The organism is Gilliamella sp. BG7, from assembly GCF_046635565.1.
GTDB lineage: Bacteria > Pseudomonadota > Gammaproteobacteria > Enterobacterales > Orbaceae > Gilliamella > Gilliamella apicola_P.
Genome location: NZ_JBIDFB010000013.1, coordinates 34,625 through 50,427, shown reverse-complemented (window position 1 = coordinate 50,427; position 15,803 = coordinate 34,625). Strand labels below are relative to the sequence as shown.

Genomic DNA, 15,803 nt, shown 5'->3' with positions numbered 1-15,803 from the left:
TATTGTTTGATAACTAAATTTAGGCGGTTATTGATATGAAAAAATATTTAGCATTAATTATGTTATTAACAATATCCTTAACAGGATGTGGATTTCACTTACAACATGAGACAGAAGTGCCAGAAAGTTTTAAAACGATGTCTTACATAAGTTATGACCCTTATGGCAGGTTGTCTCGCAATATTAAAGAGTTATTACACGATAATGATGTGACAATAACGAATAATAATACTTCCGGTCAGGTACCATTGTTAAAAATGGTAAGTGAAAATCTAAGTCGCAATACCATCTCGATTTATCAAGATGGTAAAGCTGCCGAATATCAATTAGTGTTAACGGTTGAAGCACAAGTTATTGTTGCTGGTCAACAGACTTATCCAATAAGCGTACGCGTGTTTAGAACGTTTTTTGATAATCCTGCTGAAGCTTTGGCTAAGACGGTTGAACAAGACTTGATTGAAAACGAAATGTTTAAACAAGCGGCTAAACAAGTCATCCGTAAATTAAAATCGATTCATACAGTAAATTAACGTTGACATGATTAAAATTAGCGCCGATCAAATTAACCATAAAGTGGGGTCACCCTATTATTTAATTTTAGGTAGTGATCCCTATTTACAGCATTATGTGCAAACTGAGTTACGCAAATCCTTTTTACAAAAAGGATTTGACGATCAACTTACTTTTGTAATTGATTATCAAACCGATTGGACAGCGATTTATGATAGCTGTCAGGCTATGAATCTATTTTCTGCAAATACTCTAATTTTTCTTGATTTTGGTGAGGGTTCATTAAACGCAGCTATCACTACCAAACTCAATACACTAAGTGAGGTTTTAACCCCTGGTATTGCGCTGGTTATTACACTTCACAAAATTACGAAATCGCAAGAAAATGCTACTTGGTATAAAGCGTTATCTGATAAATTGGTGGTTGTCAATTGCACTACACCCGATACTTTACAGTTGCCACAATGGATTAAAAATCATTTGCAACAACAACAAATGACCATTGAACCAAAGGCAATTGAACTGCTTTGCTATTGTTATGAAGGCAATTTACTAGCATTAACACAAATTATTGCACAACTTAAGTTGTTGTATCCTAATCAGAGCATTTCTTATGATGAAGTCGAAAATAATATAAATGATTCGGCAATATTTACACCATATCATTGGACTGATGCGATGATTGCTAATAAAACAAAGCGAGCCATTCATATTTTACAACAGTTAAAAATAAATGAATTTGAGCCGTTAATTTTATTGCGGATTGTTCAACGTGAATTGATATTGATGATCAATTTAAAAAAAGGATTGCAACAAAAATCATTAAAACAAGTTTTTGATGAATATAAGGTTTGGCAAAATAAAAGAACGATATATACCAGTTATCTAAACCGTTGCGATATTAATGACCTATTTAATTTATTAGCCAAATTGACAGAGATCGAAATCAGTTTAAAGCATAATAACCAAGCACGAATATGGGACGCAATGTTTAATTTATCGATGCAATTTATGGGATTAGATAAATGTTAACTGCATTATTAGGAGGAACTTTTGATCCGATCCATTATGGACACCTTCGCCCTGCTATTTCGTTAGCAAATGAAGTTGGATTAAAGCAAATTAGTTTATTGCCTAATCATGTCCCTCCTCATAAACCACAACCAGAAGCGAGTACTGAACAACGCTTGGCAATGTTAAAATTGGCTATCGAAGGTTTACCATTATTTGCGTTGAATGTAAGAGAGATCTTACCTGAAACTTCAACACGTCCTTCTTATACTATCGAAACGCTTCAAGCCTGGCGACAAGAAAATGGAAATAGTGAAGGATTGGCATTTATTATGGGACAAGATTCATTATTGAGTTTACCGACTTGGAATAAATGGAAAACGTTGCTTGATTATTGCCATTTACTAATTTGCCGTAGACCAGGTTATGCCCAAAAAACTGATAACATTGAGTTACAACAATGGATTGATGTGCATAATACCACAAACGTTAAAGATCTACACAATTCACCACATGGTTATATCTTTTTTGCACATACACCACTTGAGGATATTTCAGCTACTGAGATCAGGCAAAATATTAACAACCAAGTCAGTTGTGAAAATTTGTTACCACCCAAAGTGTGGCATTATATTCATCAGCAAGGCCTTTATACTGCAAAGAAATAGTAGAAAGGGCTTTACATCTGACAGTTTTTTCGGCATTATTTCGCCGCTGTGTTTATTTATTTTAAACTCAGCTTTTTGTGTTTATACTTAATTTAACTTTACTTTGTCATCGAATAAAATACTTTCTAGGTGACATAAAAGCGCAACGCTATACCTTTGCATTATATGCATGCTTAGACGAGGAAAGTTGGTTGAGTATATTTAATTTGTACTTATTATTAAGAGGCCCCAATGGCAAAAGAAGATAACATTGAAATGCAAGGAACTATACTTGATACTCTTCCAAATACGATGTTTCGTGTTGAACTTGAAAATGGTCATGTCGTTACTGCACATATTTCTGGTAAGATGCGGAAGAACTATATTCGTATTTTAACTGGTGATAAAGTTACTGTTGAAATGACACCTTACGATCTATCTAAAGCACGCATCATCTTCCGAAGTCGCTAATATCGTTATCAGAATAAACTGTTATCGCTATATAACTGTTTATTTCTCTCTTTTTTAATAAAAAACCGTCGACAAAAGTCGACGGAGAAGTGAGATATTCAAACTAAGCTAGTGAGTTAATCATCTTTAGAAAAGTTCATTTGATCGTATTTAACCCATCTTGTTTTTTTAACTATTTTATAGCCAAAGTAAATCATTAAAAATAATGGTAAACCGATATAGGTTGCAATTACACTATTCCAATCAATAGTATCTTGTAGGAAGGCTTCGTAATTTTGGCCAAGTGTTATAATTAAACATAATACGAAAGCAAAAACAGGGCCAAATGGGAAGCAGCTTGATTTATATGGTAATTGATTAACATCATGACCTTGCATAAGGTAACCCTTTCTAAAACGATAATGACTAATTGCAATTCCTAACCAAGCAATAAAACCAGTCATACCGGACATATTGAGCAACCACAAATAAACAACCTGATCTTTATACATCGACGTTAAGAAGCAAAGCATAGCCACAAATGTCGTTGCTAACAACGCTGCACGAGGTACGCCTGATGATGATAATTTTGCAAAGATTTTAGGTGCTTTACCTTCTTTAGCAAGAGCATAAAGCATACGGGTCGAAGCATAAAGTCCTGAGTTACCCGCAGATAAAACTGAAGTCAGTATAACTGCATTCATTAATGCCGCAGCTGATAATAATCCTGCATGTTCAAATACTAGGGTAAATGGACTAACACTTATATCGGTTTCATCATTACGTAGTAAATTAGGATCAGTATAAGGAATAATTAAACTGATGACTAAAATCGCAAAGATATAAAATAACAGTATTCGCCAAAAGACTTGTCGCATTGCTTTAGGAATATTTTTTTCTGGATCTTTTGATTCACCAGCTGCAATTCCAATTAATTCGGTACCTTGAAATGAAAATCCAACTACCATTGCTACACCAATCATTGATGAAAATCCACCTGCAAAAGGCGCTTCTTTGATGGTCCAATTTTGCCAGCCCACACCTTCTGCACCATGGAAAATACCAATAATCATTAATAAACCAACAATAATAAAAACAATAACGGTGACGACTTTAATTAATGAAAACCAAAATTCAGCTTCACCAAAGCCTTTAACTGAAATATAGTTTAAACAAAAGATGATACTTAAAAACAATAAACTCCATAACCAGCTATAAGGACCGGCATCAAACCAATAAGAAATAACTAGCTGAGCGGCAACTAGGTCAACCGCAACCGTAATTGCCCAGTTATACCAATAGTTCCAGCCAATGGCAAAACCAAACGCTTCATCTACATAACGTGAACCATAAGTTGCAAAGGTGCCTGAAACAGGTAAATATGCAGCAAGTTCCCCTAAGCTAGTCATTAAAAAGTACACCATTACACCTATAATGGCATACGAAAGCAAAGCTCCACCGGGACCTGCCTGAGCAACAGTTGCTCCTGAGGCAACAAATAGCCCAGTGCCAATTGAACCACCAATGGCGATCATGGCTAAGTGACGCGCCTTCAAATCTCGTTTTAATTTGTTTTTCATATCAATATTCTTCTTTGTTAAGGAGAGTAAATCTTATGGAGCATAACTTTTTATACTCCACATTATTTAACAGCCAAGTAGGCAGCTAAAAATTTATATTAATCATTACAGATAAATAAAATGAGTGAAAGTGTATCAAAAAAAAATGATGGCGAGATAAATAATTCTAATAATCGAACTGTTTTGTTAACTATATACAATAATTAACCTTTAGTTAGCTGTTCTAATTGAGTTAAATAATTCAATGCTTGCGAACGGTTATTACCACACATTTTGATACAAGGTTTTAATCGACCACAAACTGTCGGTCTTGATGGGTGAAAAAACAATTTACATTGATAATTGTTATCTAAATGAATACAAGCAATACCAGCTGGTTTGCCCTTAGGCATATCAGGGATAGCTGATGAAATTGAAGGAGCAATACAACAGGCACCACAGTTTTTTCGACATTGGAGTGAATCTGTCATGGTATTTCCTTTATTTTAAGTTTATTTAATAAATTTTGATGGTGACAATAGCAAGTTGGCGGTAAAATAGCGAGCTAATTTTTTAACCTTTTTTATTAATCATGAAGAATATATATTATGGCTAAAGCAAATGAAATAAAACGTGGTGACGCGGTCACCTATAATGGTAAATTATTACTTGTTAAAGATATTGATGTTCAAAGTCCAAGTGCACGCGGTGCCAGTACACTTTATAAAATGCGTTTTAGCGATGTAAAAAATGGTGGGAAAGTTGAGGAACGCTTTAAAGGTGATGATATCCTCGAAACAATTGAACTATCCCGTCGACCTGTTAGTTTTTCGTATATTGATGGTGATGAATATGTGTTTATGGATAATGAAGATTTTACCCCTTATATTTTCAAAAAAGAACAAATTGAAGATGAATTATTGTTTATCCCTGAAGGCGGTATGAATGGTATTCAAGTGCTAATGGCTGATGGTGAAGTTCTTGCCTTGGAATTGCCACAGACTGTTGAACTTGATATTGTTGAAACCTCGCCAAGCATTAAAGGCGCTTCAGCAAGTGCACGAACCAAGCCTGCCACCTTATCAACAGGGCTTGTTATTCAGGTTCCTGAATATATTGATAACCACGAAAAAGTCAAAATTCATATTGCTGAACGTCGTTACATGAGCCGTGCCGAATAACAAATAAAATTGTGATGAATACATATAATCAAAATAAACTACATAAACGATTGCGTCGCTTAACTAGCGAGGCAATCGCTGACTTTAATATGATCGAAGAAGGCGATCGTATTATGGTTTGCTTGTCTGGCGGTAAAGATAGTTATACTTTGCTTGATATTCTTATTAACTTAAAAATCAGTGCACCAGTACATTTTGATCTAATAGCGGTTAACCTAGATCAAAAACAACCGGGATTTCCTGAACATGTATTGCCTGAATATCTAAATTCGTTAGGCATTGAATATAAAATTGTGCAAGAAAACACCTACGGTATTGTCAAGGATAAAATCCCTGAAGGTAAAACAACTTGCTCGCTTTGTTCACGGCTACGCCGTGGCATTTTATATCGCACAGCGACCGAACTTGGTGCAACAAAAATTGCCCTTGGCCATCATCGTGATGATATTTTAGAAACACTATTTTTAAATATGTTCTATGGTGGCAAACTCAAAGCAATGCCTCCAAAGCTAATGAATGATTCAGGTGAACATATCATTATCCGGCCACTAGCTTATTGCAAAGAAAAGGATATCGCCAAATATGCTGAAATTAAACAGTTTCCGATTATTCCTTGCAATCTTTGTGGTTCACAACCAAATCTACAAAGACAAGTGATTAAAGAGATGCTAAATGGATGGGATAAAAAACATCCAGGGCGTATTGAGACCATGTTTCGTGCAACAAAAAATATCACCCTATCTCATCTGTGTGATACCAATTTGTTTGATTTCAAAGGAATTAAAAAAGGTGATCTTGCCGTTAATGGTGGCGATATTGCTTTTGACCGCGAAGATATCAAACCGATTGTAGGCTTTGATAGTTCAGATCTTAAAAATCAAGATTTGATTTTATGGAAAGAAGTTAAATAATTAAGCTTGTTAAAATATTAAAAACGCCGTTCTAGTCGGCGTTTTTTAATACTATTATTTCAGCCACTTTTGCCAACTTTGATTGACTATTTCTGTTTCTTGCTTAAACTGCGTGCTATCCACCGTACTTGGTAATAATTGCAATGCAAGTTGATGGATTTTATTACGCATATCAATATAAGCTTGCGTTAGTTGCTCTGCTTCGTGAATATCAATAATTTGATAATTTGTTGCTAGCTCTAAAATACGCACATTATCACTCCATTTCGTCATTTGAGGGTGCTGGTAAGCATAATTAAGCACCAAATATTGTGATAAAAATTCAATATCACCAATTCCGCCCTTATCAATTTTTAAATTGAATAAATTATCTTGAGTGCTACCTAAATGTGAGCGCATTTTTTCACGCATTTCACGCACTTCTTTTTTTAATACAACTTCATCACGCTTTTTACAAAGTACATTATGGCGAATTTGATTAAAACGAGCGATTAATTCGACTTCACCATATACAGCTCTGGCTCGTACTAAAGCTTGGTGTTCCCATGTCCAAGCCTCATTTATTTGGTAATCTTCGAATGCATCTAAACTACAAGCAAGAAGCCCTGCATCACCTTGAGGGCGAAGTCTTACATCAACTTCATATAAAATACCAAAGCTAGTGCATACATTAAATAAATGAATAATACGTTGTACAAGGCGCAAATAAAATTGACGACTATCGATCTGCTTGTCACCATCGGTGACGCTATTAACAGGACAATCATGTAAAAAAACCAGATCGAGATCCGAACCATAACCCAGTTCACAACCGCCTAATTTACCATAGCCAATTACCACCAAGCCTTTATGATTATCAGCCAAATGCTCAGGCTTGCCATAGCGAGCAATCATTTGATTCCATGTCATTTGTACGACAAAATCTAATAAAGCTTCGGCTACATAAGTTAAATGATCGCTAACTTTCATAGTAGTTAACACATGCTCAACATCAGCTGCGGCAATATGCAGTAATTGCATCTGCTTAAATTGACGTAAAGCTTCAAGTTGTTGTTCTTCGCCATCAACTTCAATACGCAATAAATATTGATAAAGCTGGCTTTTATATTCATTTGGAGCAACAGTTTGATAAAGCGAATTGATATCAATAAGCTCATCTAACAATATAGGGTAATGAGCCAGCTGATCGCTAATCATTGGTGAAGCACTACATAAGCGAATCAATTGCTTCAAAGCAGTTGGATATTCAAGTAACAGTTCTAAATAAGTGGTACGACTAACAATATTAACAAGTAACGGCAAAATTCTTGATAACACGATTGTTACTTGCTTTTCACTACAGATAAATTCTAATAAACGTGGCATTAATTGATCGAGTATTTCACGCCCTCTTACACCAATTGTACGTTTACCAATATCATCACGAAATTGTATTAGCATTTGATGGATCTGTGCGATTTGTGTTTCTGAATAATTGGGTAGCACTGCGCTGACATCACTGATTTGAAGATCTGGCACCCAAAGATCATCAAATTGATCATTATAAGACTTGGTTGTTGAAGTAGATTTTGATTCGTTTTCGCCAATAAGTTCATTAAAAATTTGGCGATTATGTTGCATTCGTACTAATAACGCTTGTTCAAAATCATGCCAATGATTAAAGCCCATGCTTGTCGCTAAACGGGCTTGTTCCAGTGCATTATCTGGCAAGGTTTGGGTCTGTTCGTCAGCAATAGCTTGTAGAAGATTTTCACAACGGCGTAAAAATAGGTAATTTTCTCGTAATAACGATACTTCATTCGATGCAAGTAGCGATTCTTGTTCAATCACATTAAGCGCATTTAATAACGAACGAGTTTGCAACCCCACTACTCTTCCACCACGAATAAGCTGAAAAACTTGTACAATAAACTCTATTTCACGAATCCCACCAGCACCAAGCTTAATGTTATTTTTTAAACCACGACGACGCACTTCACGTTCAATCATGCTTTTCATATTACGCAATGATTGTAAAACACTAAAATCAATATAGCGACGATAAACAAAAGGCTTCAACATTTGATACAGTTCGCCTACATAAGGAGCATGCTGATCACCAAGAACTTTGGCTTTAACCATAGCATAACGTTCCCAATCTCGACCTTGCTCTTGATAGTAATCTTCCATAGAAGAAAAGCTCAGAACTAAAGGCCCCCCATCACCAAGCGGACGCAAACGCATATCCACACGATACACAAAACCATCTTCGGTAATTTGATCGAGCGCTTTAATTAAGCGTTGGCCTAATCGAGTAAAAAAGACAGCATTATCTAATTCTCGCCGACCACCTTTTGTTTGCCCATGCTCTGGATAAGTAAAAATCAAATCAATATCGGACGAAAAGTTCAGCTCCCCACCGCCCAATTTACCCATACCTAAAATCAGCAGTGGCTGCCCCTGACCTTGAGCATTACAAGGTGTTCCCCACTCTTTGCAACTAAGCTCATAAAGCCAATTACGAGCTGTAACAATAATCACCTCGGCCAATTCGGTCAATTGCAATAAAATCTGCTCATCATGACTTATTTTCGCCAATTGTGACCACTCAAGGCGCACTAGCATAAAATGCCGAAACAGCCTAAGCGTTTTCATAAAAATAGCTTCATCGGTCACATCTGTTAATTGCGCATCTAACCAAGATTGATAAAATTGCCGTTCATCGGCTCGCGGTGGGTTTTGTATTATGTCGGAAAACCAATTAGGGAATCGACAAAACGCATCGACCAAAAAGTCACTCTGTACCAAAATATCAAGGTGAGCTTGCACTTGAGCCAGATTGCATTGGTCAAGTTGAAGGGCGACTTTTTGCTTTTGTTGTTCAAGCAAAGAAGAAAACGACGAGTTAAATTCTGACATAGGCAAGCTCTCTTAGAATTCATTAACAATAATAAAAATCAGTGCTAGCTAATAAATAATTACATTTAGACTTAAATATTTTGATAATTTTTATCCATTTTACCAAATAGTTGTTTAACCGCTATTCTCACCAATACACAGCTTAAAATAAATAAAATTACTACCATCATAAAACAAATCATTATTATTTTTAAGTCACTTATTCTTCTCCAATATTGAAAATAACGTATTAATGAAATACTAAAAATTACTAATACGATCAATAATAAACAATTTAATAGAAGAATACCTATTGAACTAAAAACGAGCTTTTTAAAAGCGATAGTTTCCGTTACACCAGTAAAACATCACCTTAACAAAAAATAACCATGTAAATTCACAATTGATAAAAATATAGTTAAACCAACTATAGCAATAATGATTTTTTTAAAACTGTAATAAAATATAGGTGTAACAATACAATCGGCCAACAATATCGCCTAATGTAATTAATGCGGCAAATATAAACTATTAACAATATTTTTTTGATTGATTTGATTAATATTATATTTGTTCAATAACAATACGGAAATCGTAAATAGCACAAGTGTGCTAGGTAGCTGTAAAAAGAAATTGAGTAATATTTGCTTAATAAATTTTATAATAATCTGATGGGTTGTCATATCTGACGATATAAAAAAATAATCATCAAATTTAACACTATAAGTAATAACAAAAACAATATTAAATATCCAATAAAATAAAACTAATGATAAAGATAATTTAAAAAATGACTTTTTCATCTATATATCCTTATATTTATATGTTAATTTTATTTATTGCAACAATTAGCATTAGTTTTAGCTTCGTATTTATCTCACTAAAAGCAAATTCTTTTACAGAATTAATAACCAACAATGTCGCTTGCCATTGAGCAAACTCTAGCTCGTTAGAAAGCGGTTTATTGGTTAACTGATCATTTACCTGATTTAAAGTTTGCTTGTAGTATTCTAAATCATCCACTTCTAACGCATATTCTTCGTTTTGTTGCCAAAACTCAAGCAATTTAGGCAAATCACATTGACTTGAAAGCACATAATTGCACTTTTTAGGTGCCAAATTATTCAGTAAACGATACCCTCTAGAAGCTTTGCTTTGTGAAAAAAGATGCAAATTAAATCGACTTAGCTCAATAGCAAAATTAAGTAAATCGTGTTTATTGCCTTGCTTGATTTCAAGTTCAACTTCTTTAAAAGGAATAGATTGATTATTTGAACTAATTTGCCCTTGATCTAACGCAACTTCAATTTCACTACTTGCAAACGAAATTAACCACGCTTGCCGCTCAAAATTGGTGGTAAATAGAGGCTGTAAATCCCGTTGTAGCTGAGCAACATCACAGCTATTTGGCAATGCATGGTAAGGTAATACGGTTAAATCGGGGACTGAATTAGGTAAATCGACATTAAATTCTGCACGCTCATGCAACCCCGCAATCGATTTTTTGTCACGCTTTAATGTGATTTCAAAACGTTTTGCGAAATTATCATCACACCCTCTTACACGCAGCCCACAACCATGATTACGCAGGTAATAATCACTAGTATCGTAATAAGTATTGGTCAAGTTTTGTTTAGTAACATTACGTTTTGTTGATGATAATGCTAATGATGCCGAAAATTCGGCCTCGTCACAATCCGCCCATTGATCTAAATAATATTTTAAACTGGCAATATCATTGGTATTGATTTCAAATTTTAATTCGATTTCGTTACTCATTGTTCTGTTCTGTTCTGTTTTGTATTGGTTATTTTGCTATATCATATATTGAATATTTGAAGAAATACACTTAAACATGTATTAAAGTAGGGAGGGATAGGTGTTTATGGTTTGGGTGTTCAAAATAGAAATAGTGGTTATATTTAGATTGGGGAATTAGCGATTGACTAATGATCCATACTTTGGCTATTCGATACCAAAATAAGACAAATGATATAAATATTAGGTGGTTTTATAATATTAATTGTTATTAAAAACTGGCAAATAAAATCAATTAATTTTCTGATTACTTTTTACTACAAATGAAGTTAGTTATTTGAAATGAATAACACTTTTAGGTAGTTAACCACAATAACATTTCTCTAACCTAACTGACTTGGCTTAATGTTGAGGGGCTTCACTTATTGGTTGATTGACCTTCCAATTTGCACAATTAGCTCCCTACAGACAAAGAATTAAGAACTAAACGTTAAAAACTAAGGTACGGTGCAAACAGCATAGCCACCTCCAAAGGTGCCCCACTGATCCACATAACCATTACGGTGAATATATAAGTGAGTTGTATTTGATACCGCATCATTCGTCCAAATATCACCACGACCAAAACCTGCCACATCACCATAATAGGATACATCACTCCACTCACTTAAAAATCCTGCCCCTATTTGACGTTGGTAATATAGACTACCGGAAGACGGTGTGGAGCCATCTATGTCGCTTATACATGGAAAATAAGCATTATCCACACCACATTTCGCATTGCTTAAATCTCTTATCTTCGAAAAACGATAACCCAAACTACTACACCAAGTTGCTTGCTCAGGAACAGTAGTATATTTCTCTCCCCGATGGACAAACCACTGCTTTAGCTCAAATCCATATTTAACAACCACACCACTACTATTCTTCCCTTCCAACACAAATAGTTGCGGCAAAGATGGCACAGTAAGTAGACTAGGATTACTTGATTGTATTTGGGTATTATTCGCCCTAGGGCCATTTAACGTTACTCGCGTTACGTTTTTGGATTTATCTGTAATCCAATCATCATATGTAGTAGTGCCCGTGCAACTTCGGCATGGAATGGTGAATGAGTCTGAACGAGGTTTTACCCAATTCACTGTTGCTGTTATCCCTCCGTGAGTTTGTGAAGACCACGTCAACTGACTTACATCCACCCCACCTATATCCAAATCAAAATATAATCCATCAGCCCCCGTAGTGGGAAAATTAAGGCTATAAGAAGATGGATTAATTGACTGTGTTAAAAAACCTTTAGTAGGATCCCATATGCTAGATGGACCCGCAAAGCGAGGATTATCTCCAGCAAAATTAGTACCGCCAAATATCAAACGAGGCCTTACATAGCAAACTTTAGGTTGCTGTGAATTTGGGTTGATATAATATGACACCGTATTTCCGCTAAAAGTAATTCTATTTGGCACACCATACTTTGTTGCTAAAGTAGCATCCGTACTACTTAATGTTATCCTATAAGGTGCATTACAAATATCTAATATATCACTGCGACTAACGGCATTACCATTTTTATCAGTAAACGATACTGATATATTCCCTGTCGCAGTGGCACTATTAGCTCCCTGTCCATCTCCATCATCATCTCCCCAATTACCTTGAGTTACCAAACTACTTGTACTTATCAAGTTAGTTGATGGGGGAACTATCATTTCAATATTAACAAGGGTATCACCGGCATTAGGTAACTGGATTGGAGTCATCGCTGAGTTATTATTTTGTGGACTGAAAACTTGACCGTTTGATAATTTAATACTTAATAAGTCATTAGTTGTAGCTAATTTGGTAACGCCACCATCAAGTGTCAAATATGGCGACGAGCCATGAATGACCTGAGATGTATGAGTGGACAATGCTTGTAAATCTACTGAATAGAGCAATAACAGTGGCGGTACAAAAGTTAAAGATGATTTGGATAACAAGTTAAAAATTAGCGACAACCTTGGCGGTTTCGTTTGACCTGAAGATAAAAATAAGAATGGAATCTGTTTTTGATTGCAGTCAAACTTAAATAGGTTTAGGGTACAGAAATACCAACACTTTTTATTATGATAACACACAATTTCTAATCTCCAATTAATTTGTTGTTTTAATTTTATAATTGCTCATTTTTTAATGAGATATATTTTGTCAAAAAACAGTCAAAATTATAGTTAACCAAATACTAAAACGTCAGTTTTAGTTAATTAATTGTAAATTATTTTTAAATAATGTATTAAACTTTAACTTGAAAATTTTATAGCGGCATTTTGTTAGCGGTTTTGTTTTAGCTAGAAATTGTCATATAAAAAACATGATAAAATCAATATTTTTTTTCTAGTTAGCTTTTAAACGAACCACTACAATACCTTGATTTAATATCGATTCGCGTTACAAACACATCGCTATTAGCAAATGAATTTAGCTCTAATCTCATCGTATTAGCATCATCAAAGACACAAACTGCCAGCAATTAGGTTCTTAAAAAGCACCTTATCAAATAATAAAAAAACGCTATTTAACAACTCGAAATGGATTCGGTTTTGATTTAGATTGTTCAGGTTGTGAGGGCAAAGATTCGCTCTGTGTACGATATTGTGGCTCATCTTCAAATCCCATACCAACACCGTTTTCACGAGCATAAATCGCCTCAATCGCTGCCATTGGTACAACAATATGTTGTGGCACACCAGAAAAGCGAGCATTAAATTCAATTTGTTCGTTAGTAGCCAAATATTGGCCAACGGATTGTGGGGCTATATTGAGTATAATTTGATTGTTTTGGATAAATTCTTGTGGCACTAACACACCATATACTGATGTATTAACCACAATATAAGGCGTCAATTCATTATCCAAAATCCAGTCATAAAAAGCCCTAAATAGATAAGGGCGACGTGGCGTCATTTGTTCAAGTTCCATCAAGGCTACCTTGGCTAAAATTATCGTAAATAAAGATAAATTTAATTGTTTATGATCTTATCTTTTTTTCTGCTTCAGTTAATGAATTAATAAAAGCAGGGCGTTCAAAAATTCTCGCCATATAGGCTAAATAATTCTTTTCGGCTACTTTTGGTAATTCAATACCAAGCAATGGCAAACGCCAAAGTAACGGCGCAAAGTAACAATCACATAATGTAAAATCATCACTCATAAAATAATCTTTTTCTTTAAACATAACCGAAACTGAAACAAGATCATCAAGAAGGTTTTTTCGTGCTGTTTTAGCCGCATCACTATTAGGATCAGCAATAATTGTTTCGTATGCACTATACCACTCTTTTTTAATACGGTACATTGTTAATCGTGAATTAGCGCGAACGATAGGATAAACAGGCATTAATGGTGGGTGCGGAAAGCGTTCATCCAAATATTCTAACGCAATATGTGGTTCATATAACGTAAGGTCACGATCAATTAAAGTTGGAATTGAACTATATGGATTAAGATCCAATAATTCCTGTGGTAAATTATCTGCCGTTACAAACTCTATTTCCGCAGTTACCCCTTTTTCTGCCAGAACAAAACGAATCTGATGCCCGTAAATATCTGTTGTATCACAAAATAATGTCATTACAGAACGTTTATTAACAGCAACAACCATATCCACTCCAAATTTATAAAATTAAAATAAGTCTAGTTGCCGTCTATTCTAACAAATTGGATAACAAAATTGTTAAAAAAAATAAATTTTCTTTAATTCTTTTCCTCAAGCCCTAATTTTGACAAGCAGTTTCATAAAACATGTGCTTAAGTATAGGATTTATTAAATTAGTTAACCTAATAATATTAAATAATATTTATTTCCTAAATAATCTTAATTCTTAAAAATATTTAACCTACGTAGTTTAACTTTTTAATTAACCAAATCAGCATAAAAAAACCCAGCATTTGCTGGGTTTTGAAACAAAATTGTAACGTTTTTGTAATATTGCTGCTAACGTTTGCTGAATTGAGGACGACGACGAGCTTTGCGTAGACCCACTTTTTTACGTTCAACTTGACGTGCATCACGAGTAACAAAACCTGCTTGACGTAACGCAGAACGTAAAGTTTCATCATATTCCATTAACGCACGAGTAATACCGTGACGAATCGCACCAGCCTGACCTGAAATACCACCACCTTTAACAGTGATATAAAGATCAAGTTTGTCAGTCATTTCAACTAACTCTAACGGTTGCATAACAACCATACGAGCTGTATCACGACCAAAGTATTGCTCTAAAGAACGCTTGTTAATAACGATGTTACCACTACCTGGTTTGATAAATACACGAGCAGCAGAACTTTTGCGGCGACCTGTACCGTAATATTGATTATCAGCCATCTTTTATCCCCTTAAATATCTAATACTTGCGGTTGTTGTGCCGCATGATTGTGCTCACTACCAGCATAAACTTTTAGTTTACGGTACATTGCACGACCAAGAGGACCTTTCGGTAACATGCCTTTTACAGCAATTTCGATGACTTGTTCAGGATGACGCTCAATCATCTCTTTAAAAGTCGCTTCTTTAAGTCCACCGATGTAGCCAGTATGACGATAATAGATCTTATCAGTGCGTTTTTTGCCTGTTACAGCAACTTTTTCTGCATTGATAACGATAATATAATCACCTGTATCAACATGTGGTGTGTATTCTGCTTTGTGTTTACCACGCAAACGGCTTGCGATTTCAGTAGCTAAACGACCTAACGTTTTACCTGCTGCATCAACAACATACCAGTCGCGTTTAACTGTTTCTGGTTTAGCTGAAAAAGTACTCATTCGTAATTATCCAATTTTTAATTAATCTCACGTTAATAAATCATTTGATTTATTTACACTTTTTGATTGTTACCATTAATTAACTCACCCCTT

Annotated in this window: 15 protein-coding genes; 6 read left to right on the top strand and 9 right to left on the bottom strand. The window is 34.9% G+C overall.

The genetic code is table 11. The features are described from left to right. The first annotated feature begins 35 nt into the window (after window positions 1-35). From lptE to infA, 4 genes are all read left to right on the top strand, one after another. On the top strand, window positions 36-530 hold the full coding sequence (gene lptE, locus ACGH49_RS09165) for an LPS assembly lipoprotein LptE (protein ID WP_065606247.1): 495 nt from the start codon (window positions 36-38) through the stop codon (window positions 528-530). 7 nt (window positions 531-537) lie between these two features. Next, complete coding sequence (gene holA / locus ACGH49_RS09160) at window positions 538-1,542, top strand: DNA polymerase III subunit delta (RefSeq protein WP_411589093.1); 1,005 nt, start codon at window positions 538-540, stop codon at window positions 1,540-1,542. Further along, window positions 1,536-2,189 carry a nicotinate-nucleotide adenylyltransferase gene (gene nadD / locus ACGH49_RS09155; protein WP_411589092.1) on the top strand — a complete coding sequence of 218 codons (654 nt, stop codon included), beginning with the start codon at window positions 1,536-1,538 and terminating at the stop codon, window positions 2,187-2,189. Before holA ends, nadD begins: the two co-directional genes overlap by 7 nt. A gap of 231 nt (window positions 2,190-2,420) precedes the next feature. Further along, complete coding sequence (gene infA / locus ACGH49_RS09150) at window positions 2,421-2,639, top strand: translation initiation factor IF-1 (RefSeq protein ID WP_025315083.1); 219 nt, start codon at window positions 2,421-2,423, stop codon at window positions 2,637-2,639. A gap of 116 nt (window positions 2,640-2,755) precedes the next feature. Here infA and ACGH49_RS09145 read toward each other — a convergent pair whose 3' ends face one another. After that, window positions 2,756-4,198: an amino acid permease gene (locus tag ACGH49_RS09145; protein ID WP_411589091.1), complete on the bottom strand. Its 1,443-nt coding sequence runs from the start codon at window positions 4,196-4,198 to the stop codon at window positions 2,756-2,758. A gap of 203 nt (window positions 4,199-4,401) precedes the next feature. Further along, on the bottom strand, window positions 4,402-4,668 hold the full coding sequence (locus ACGH49_RS09140; protein WP_034911309.1) for a YkgJ family cysteine cluster protein: 267 nt from the start codon (window positions 4,666-4,668) through the stop codon (window positions 4,402-4,404). 117 nt (window positions 4,669-4,785) lie between these two features. Between ACGH49_RS09140 and yeiP the strand changes: the two genes are divergently transcribed. After that, window positions 4,786-5,358, top strand: coding sequence for an elongation factor P-like protein YeiP (yeiP, locus tag ACGH49_RS09135; RefSeq protein WP_411589089.1), 573 nt, complete (start codon window positions 4,786-4,788; stop codon window positions 5,356-5,358). Between the two features lie 14 nt (window positions 5,359-5,372). Continuing rightward, on the top strand, window positions 5,373-6,269 hold the full coding sequence (gene ttcA, locus ACGH49_RS09130; RefSeq protein WP_065606241.1) for a tRNA 2-thiocytidine(32) synthetase TtcA: 897 nt from the start codon (window positions 5,373-5,375) through the stop codon (window positions 6,267-6,269). A 54-nt stretch (window positions 6,270-6,323) separates the two neighbouring features. Here ttcA and glnE read toward each other — a convergent pair whose 3' ends face one another. The 7 genes from glnE to rplM form a co-directional block, all read right to left on the bottom strand. Beyond that, window positions 6,324-9,167 carry a bifunctional [glutamate--ammonia ligase]-adenylyl-L-tyrosine phosphorylase/[glutamate--ammonia-ligase] adenylyltransferase gene (gene glnE, locus ACGH49_RS09125; RefSeq protein WP_411589088.1) on the bottom strand — a complete coding sequence of 948 codons (2,844 nt, stop codon included), beginning with the start codon at window positions 9,165-9,167 and terminating at the stop codon, window positions 6,324-6,326. 798 nt (window positions 9,168-9,965) lie between these two features. After that, window positions 9,966-10,925 carry an inorganic triphosphatase gene (locus tag ACGH49_RS09120; protein ID WP_411589087.1) on the bottom strand — a complete coding sequence of 320 codons (960 nt, stop codon included), beginning with the start codon at window positions 10,923-10,925 and terminating at the stop codon, window positions 9,966-9,968. Window positions 10,926-11,401: 476 nt separating this feature from the next. Next, window positions 11,402-12,901 carry a hypothetical protein gene (locus tag ACGH49_RS09115; protein ID WP_411589086.1) on the bottom strand — a complete coding sequence of 500 codons (1,500 nt, stop codon included), beginning with the start codon at window positions 12,899-12,901 and terminating at the stop codon, window positions 11,402-11,404. A 553-nt stretch (window positions 12,902-13,454) separates the two neighbouring features. Then, entirely contained in the window at window positions 13,455-13,862 is a 408-nt protein-coding gene (locus ACGH49_RS09110) for a ClpXP protease specificity-enhancing factor (protein ID WP_411589084.1), read from the bottom strand. A gap of 49 nt (window positions 13,863-13,911) precedes the next feature. Continuing rightward, window positions 13,912-14,544, bottom strand: a complete 633-nt coding sequence (locus tag ACGH49_RS09105; RefSeq protein ID WP_065559925.1) for a glutathione S-transferase N-terminal domain-containing protein — start codon at window positions 14,542-14,544, stop codon at window positions 13,912-13,914. 333 nt (window positions 14,545-14,877) lie between these two features. Next, on the bottom strand, window positions 14,878-15,270 hold the full coding sequence (rpsI, locus tag ACGH49_RS09100) for a 30S ribosomal protein S9 (protein WP_034915459.1): 393 nt from the start codon (window positions 15,268-15,270) through the stop codon (window positions 14,878-14,880). Between the two features lie 11 nt (window positions 15,271-15,281). Continuing rightward, complete coding sequence (gene rplM, locus ACGH49_RS09095; RefSeq protein WP_034901369.1) at window positions 15,282-15,710, bottom strand: 50S ribosomal protein L13; 429 nt, start codon at window positions 15,708-15,710, stop codon at window positions 15,282-15,284. Window positions 15,711-15,803: the final 93 nt, after the last annotated feature.

Bases quoted from the DNA above. Each gene is read 5' to 3' on its own strand.
- infA (WP_025315083.1), top strand. From the start codon at position 2,421: ATGGCAAAAGAAGATAACATTGAAATGCAAGGAACTATACTTGATACT.
- ACGH49_RS09105 (WP_065559925.1), bottom strand. From the start codon at position 14,544: ATGGTTGTTGCTGTTAATAAACGTTCTGTAATGACATTATTTTGTGAT.
- ACGH49_RS09110 (WP_411589084.1), bottom strand. From the start codon at position 13,862: ATGGAACTTGAACAAATGACGCCACGTCGCCCTTATCTATTTAGGGCT.
- rplM (WP_034901369.1), bottom strand. From the start codon at position 15,710: ATGAGTACTTTTTCAGCTAAACCAGAAACAGTTAAACGCGACTGGTAT.
- nadD (WP_411589092.1), top strand. From the start codon at position 1,536: ATGTTAACTGCATTATTAGGAGGAACTTTTGATCCGATCCATTATGGA.
- yeiP (WP_411589089.1), top strand. From the start codon at position 4,786: ATGGCTAAAGCAAATGAAATAAAACGTGGTGACGCGGTCACCTATAAT.
- ttcA (WP_065606241.1), top strand. From the start codon at position 5,373: ATGAATACATATAATCAAAATAAACTACATAAACGATTGCGTCGCTTA.
- holA (WP_411589093.1), top strand. From the start codon at position 538: ATGATTAAAATTAGCGCCGATCAAATTAACCATAAAGTGGGGTCACCC.
- lptE (WP_065606247.1), top strand. From the start codon at position 36: ATGAAAAAATATTTAGCATTAATTATGTTATTAACAATATCCTTAACA.
- ACGH49_RS09140 (WP_034911309.1), bottom strand. From the start codon at position 4,668: ATGACAGATTCACTCCAATGTCGAAAAAACTGTGGTGCCTGTTGTATT.
- ACGH49_RS09145 (WP_411589091.1), bottom strand. From the start codon at position 4,198: ATGAAAAACAAATTAAAACGAGATTTGAAGGCGCGTCACTTAGCCATG.
- rpsI (WP_034915459.1), bottom strand. From the start codon at position 15,270: ATGGCTGATAATCAATATTACGGTACAGGTCGCCGCAAAAGTTCTGCT.
- ACGH49_RS09120 (WP_411589087.1), bottom strand. From the start codon at position 10,925: ATGAGTAACGAAATCGAATTAAAATTTGAAATCAATACCAATGATATT.
- glnE (WP_411589088.1), bottom strand. From the start codon at position 9,167: ATGTCAGAATTTAACTCGTCGTTTTCTTCTTTGCTTGAACAACAAAAG.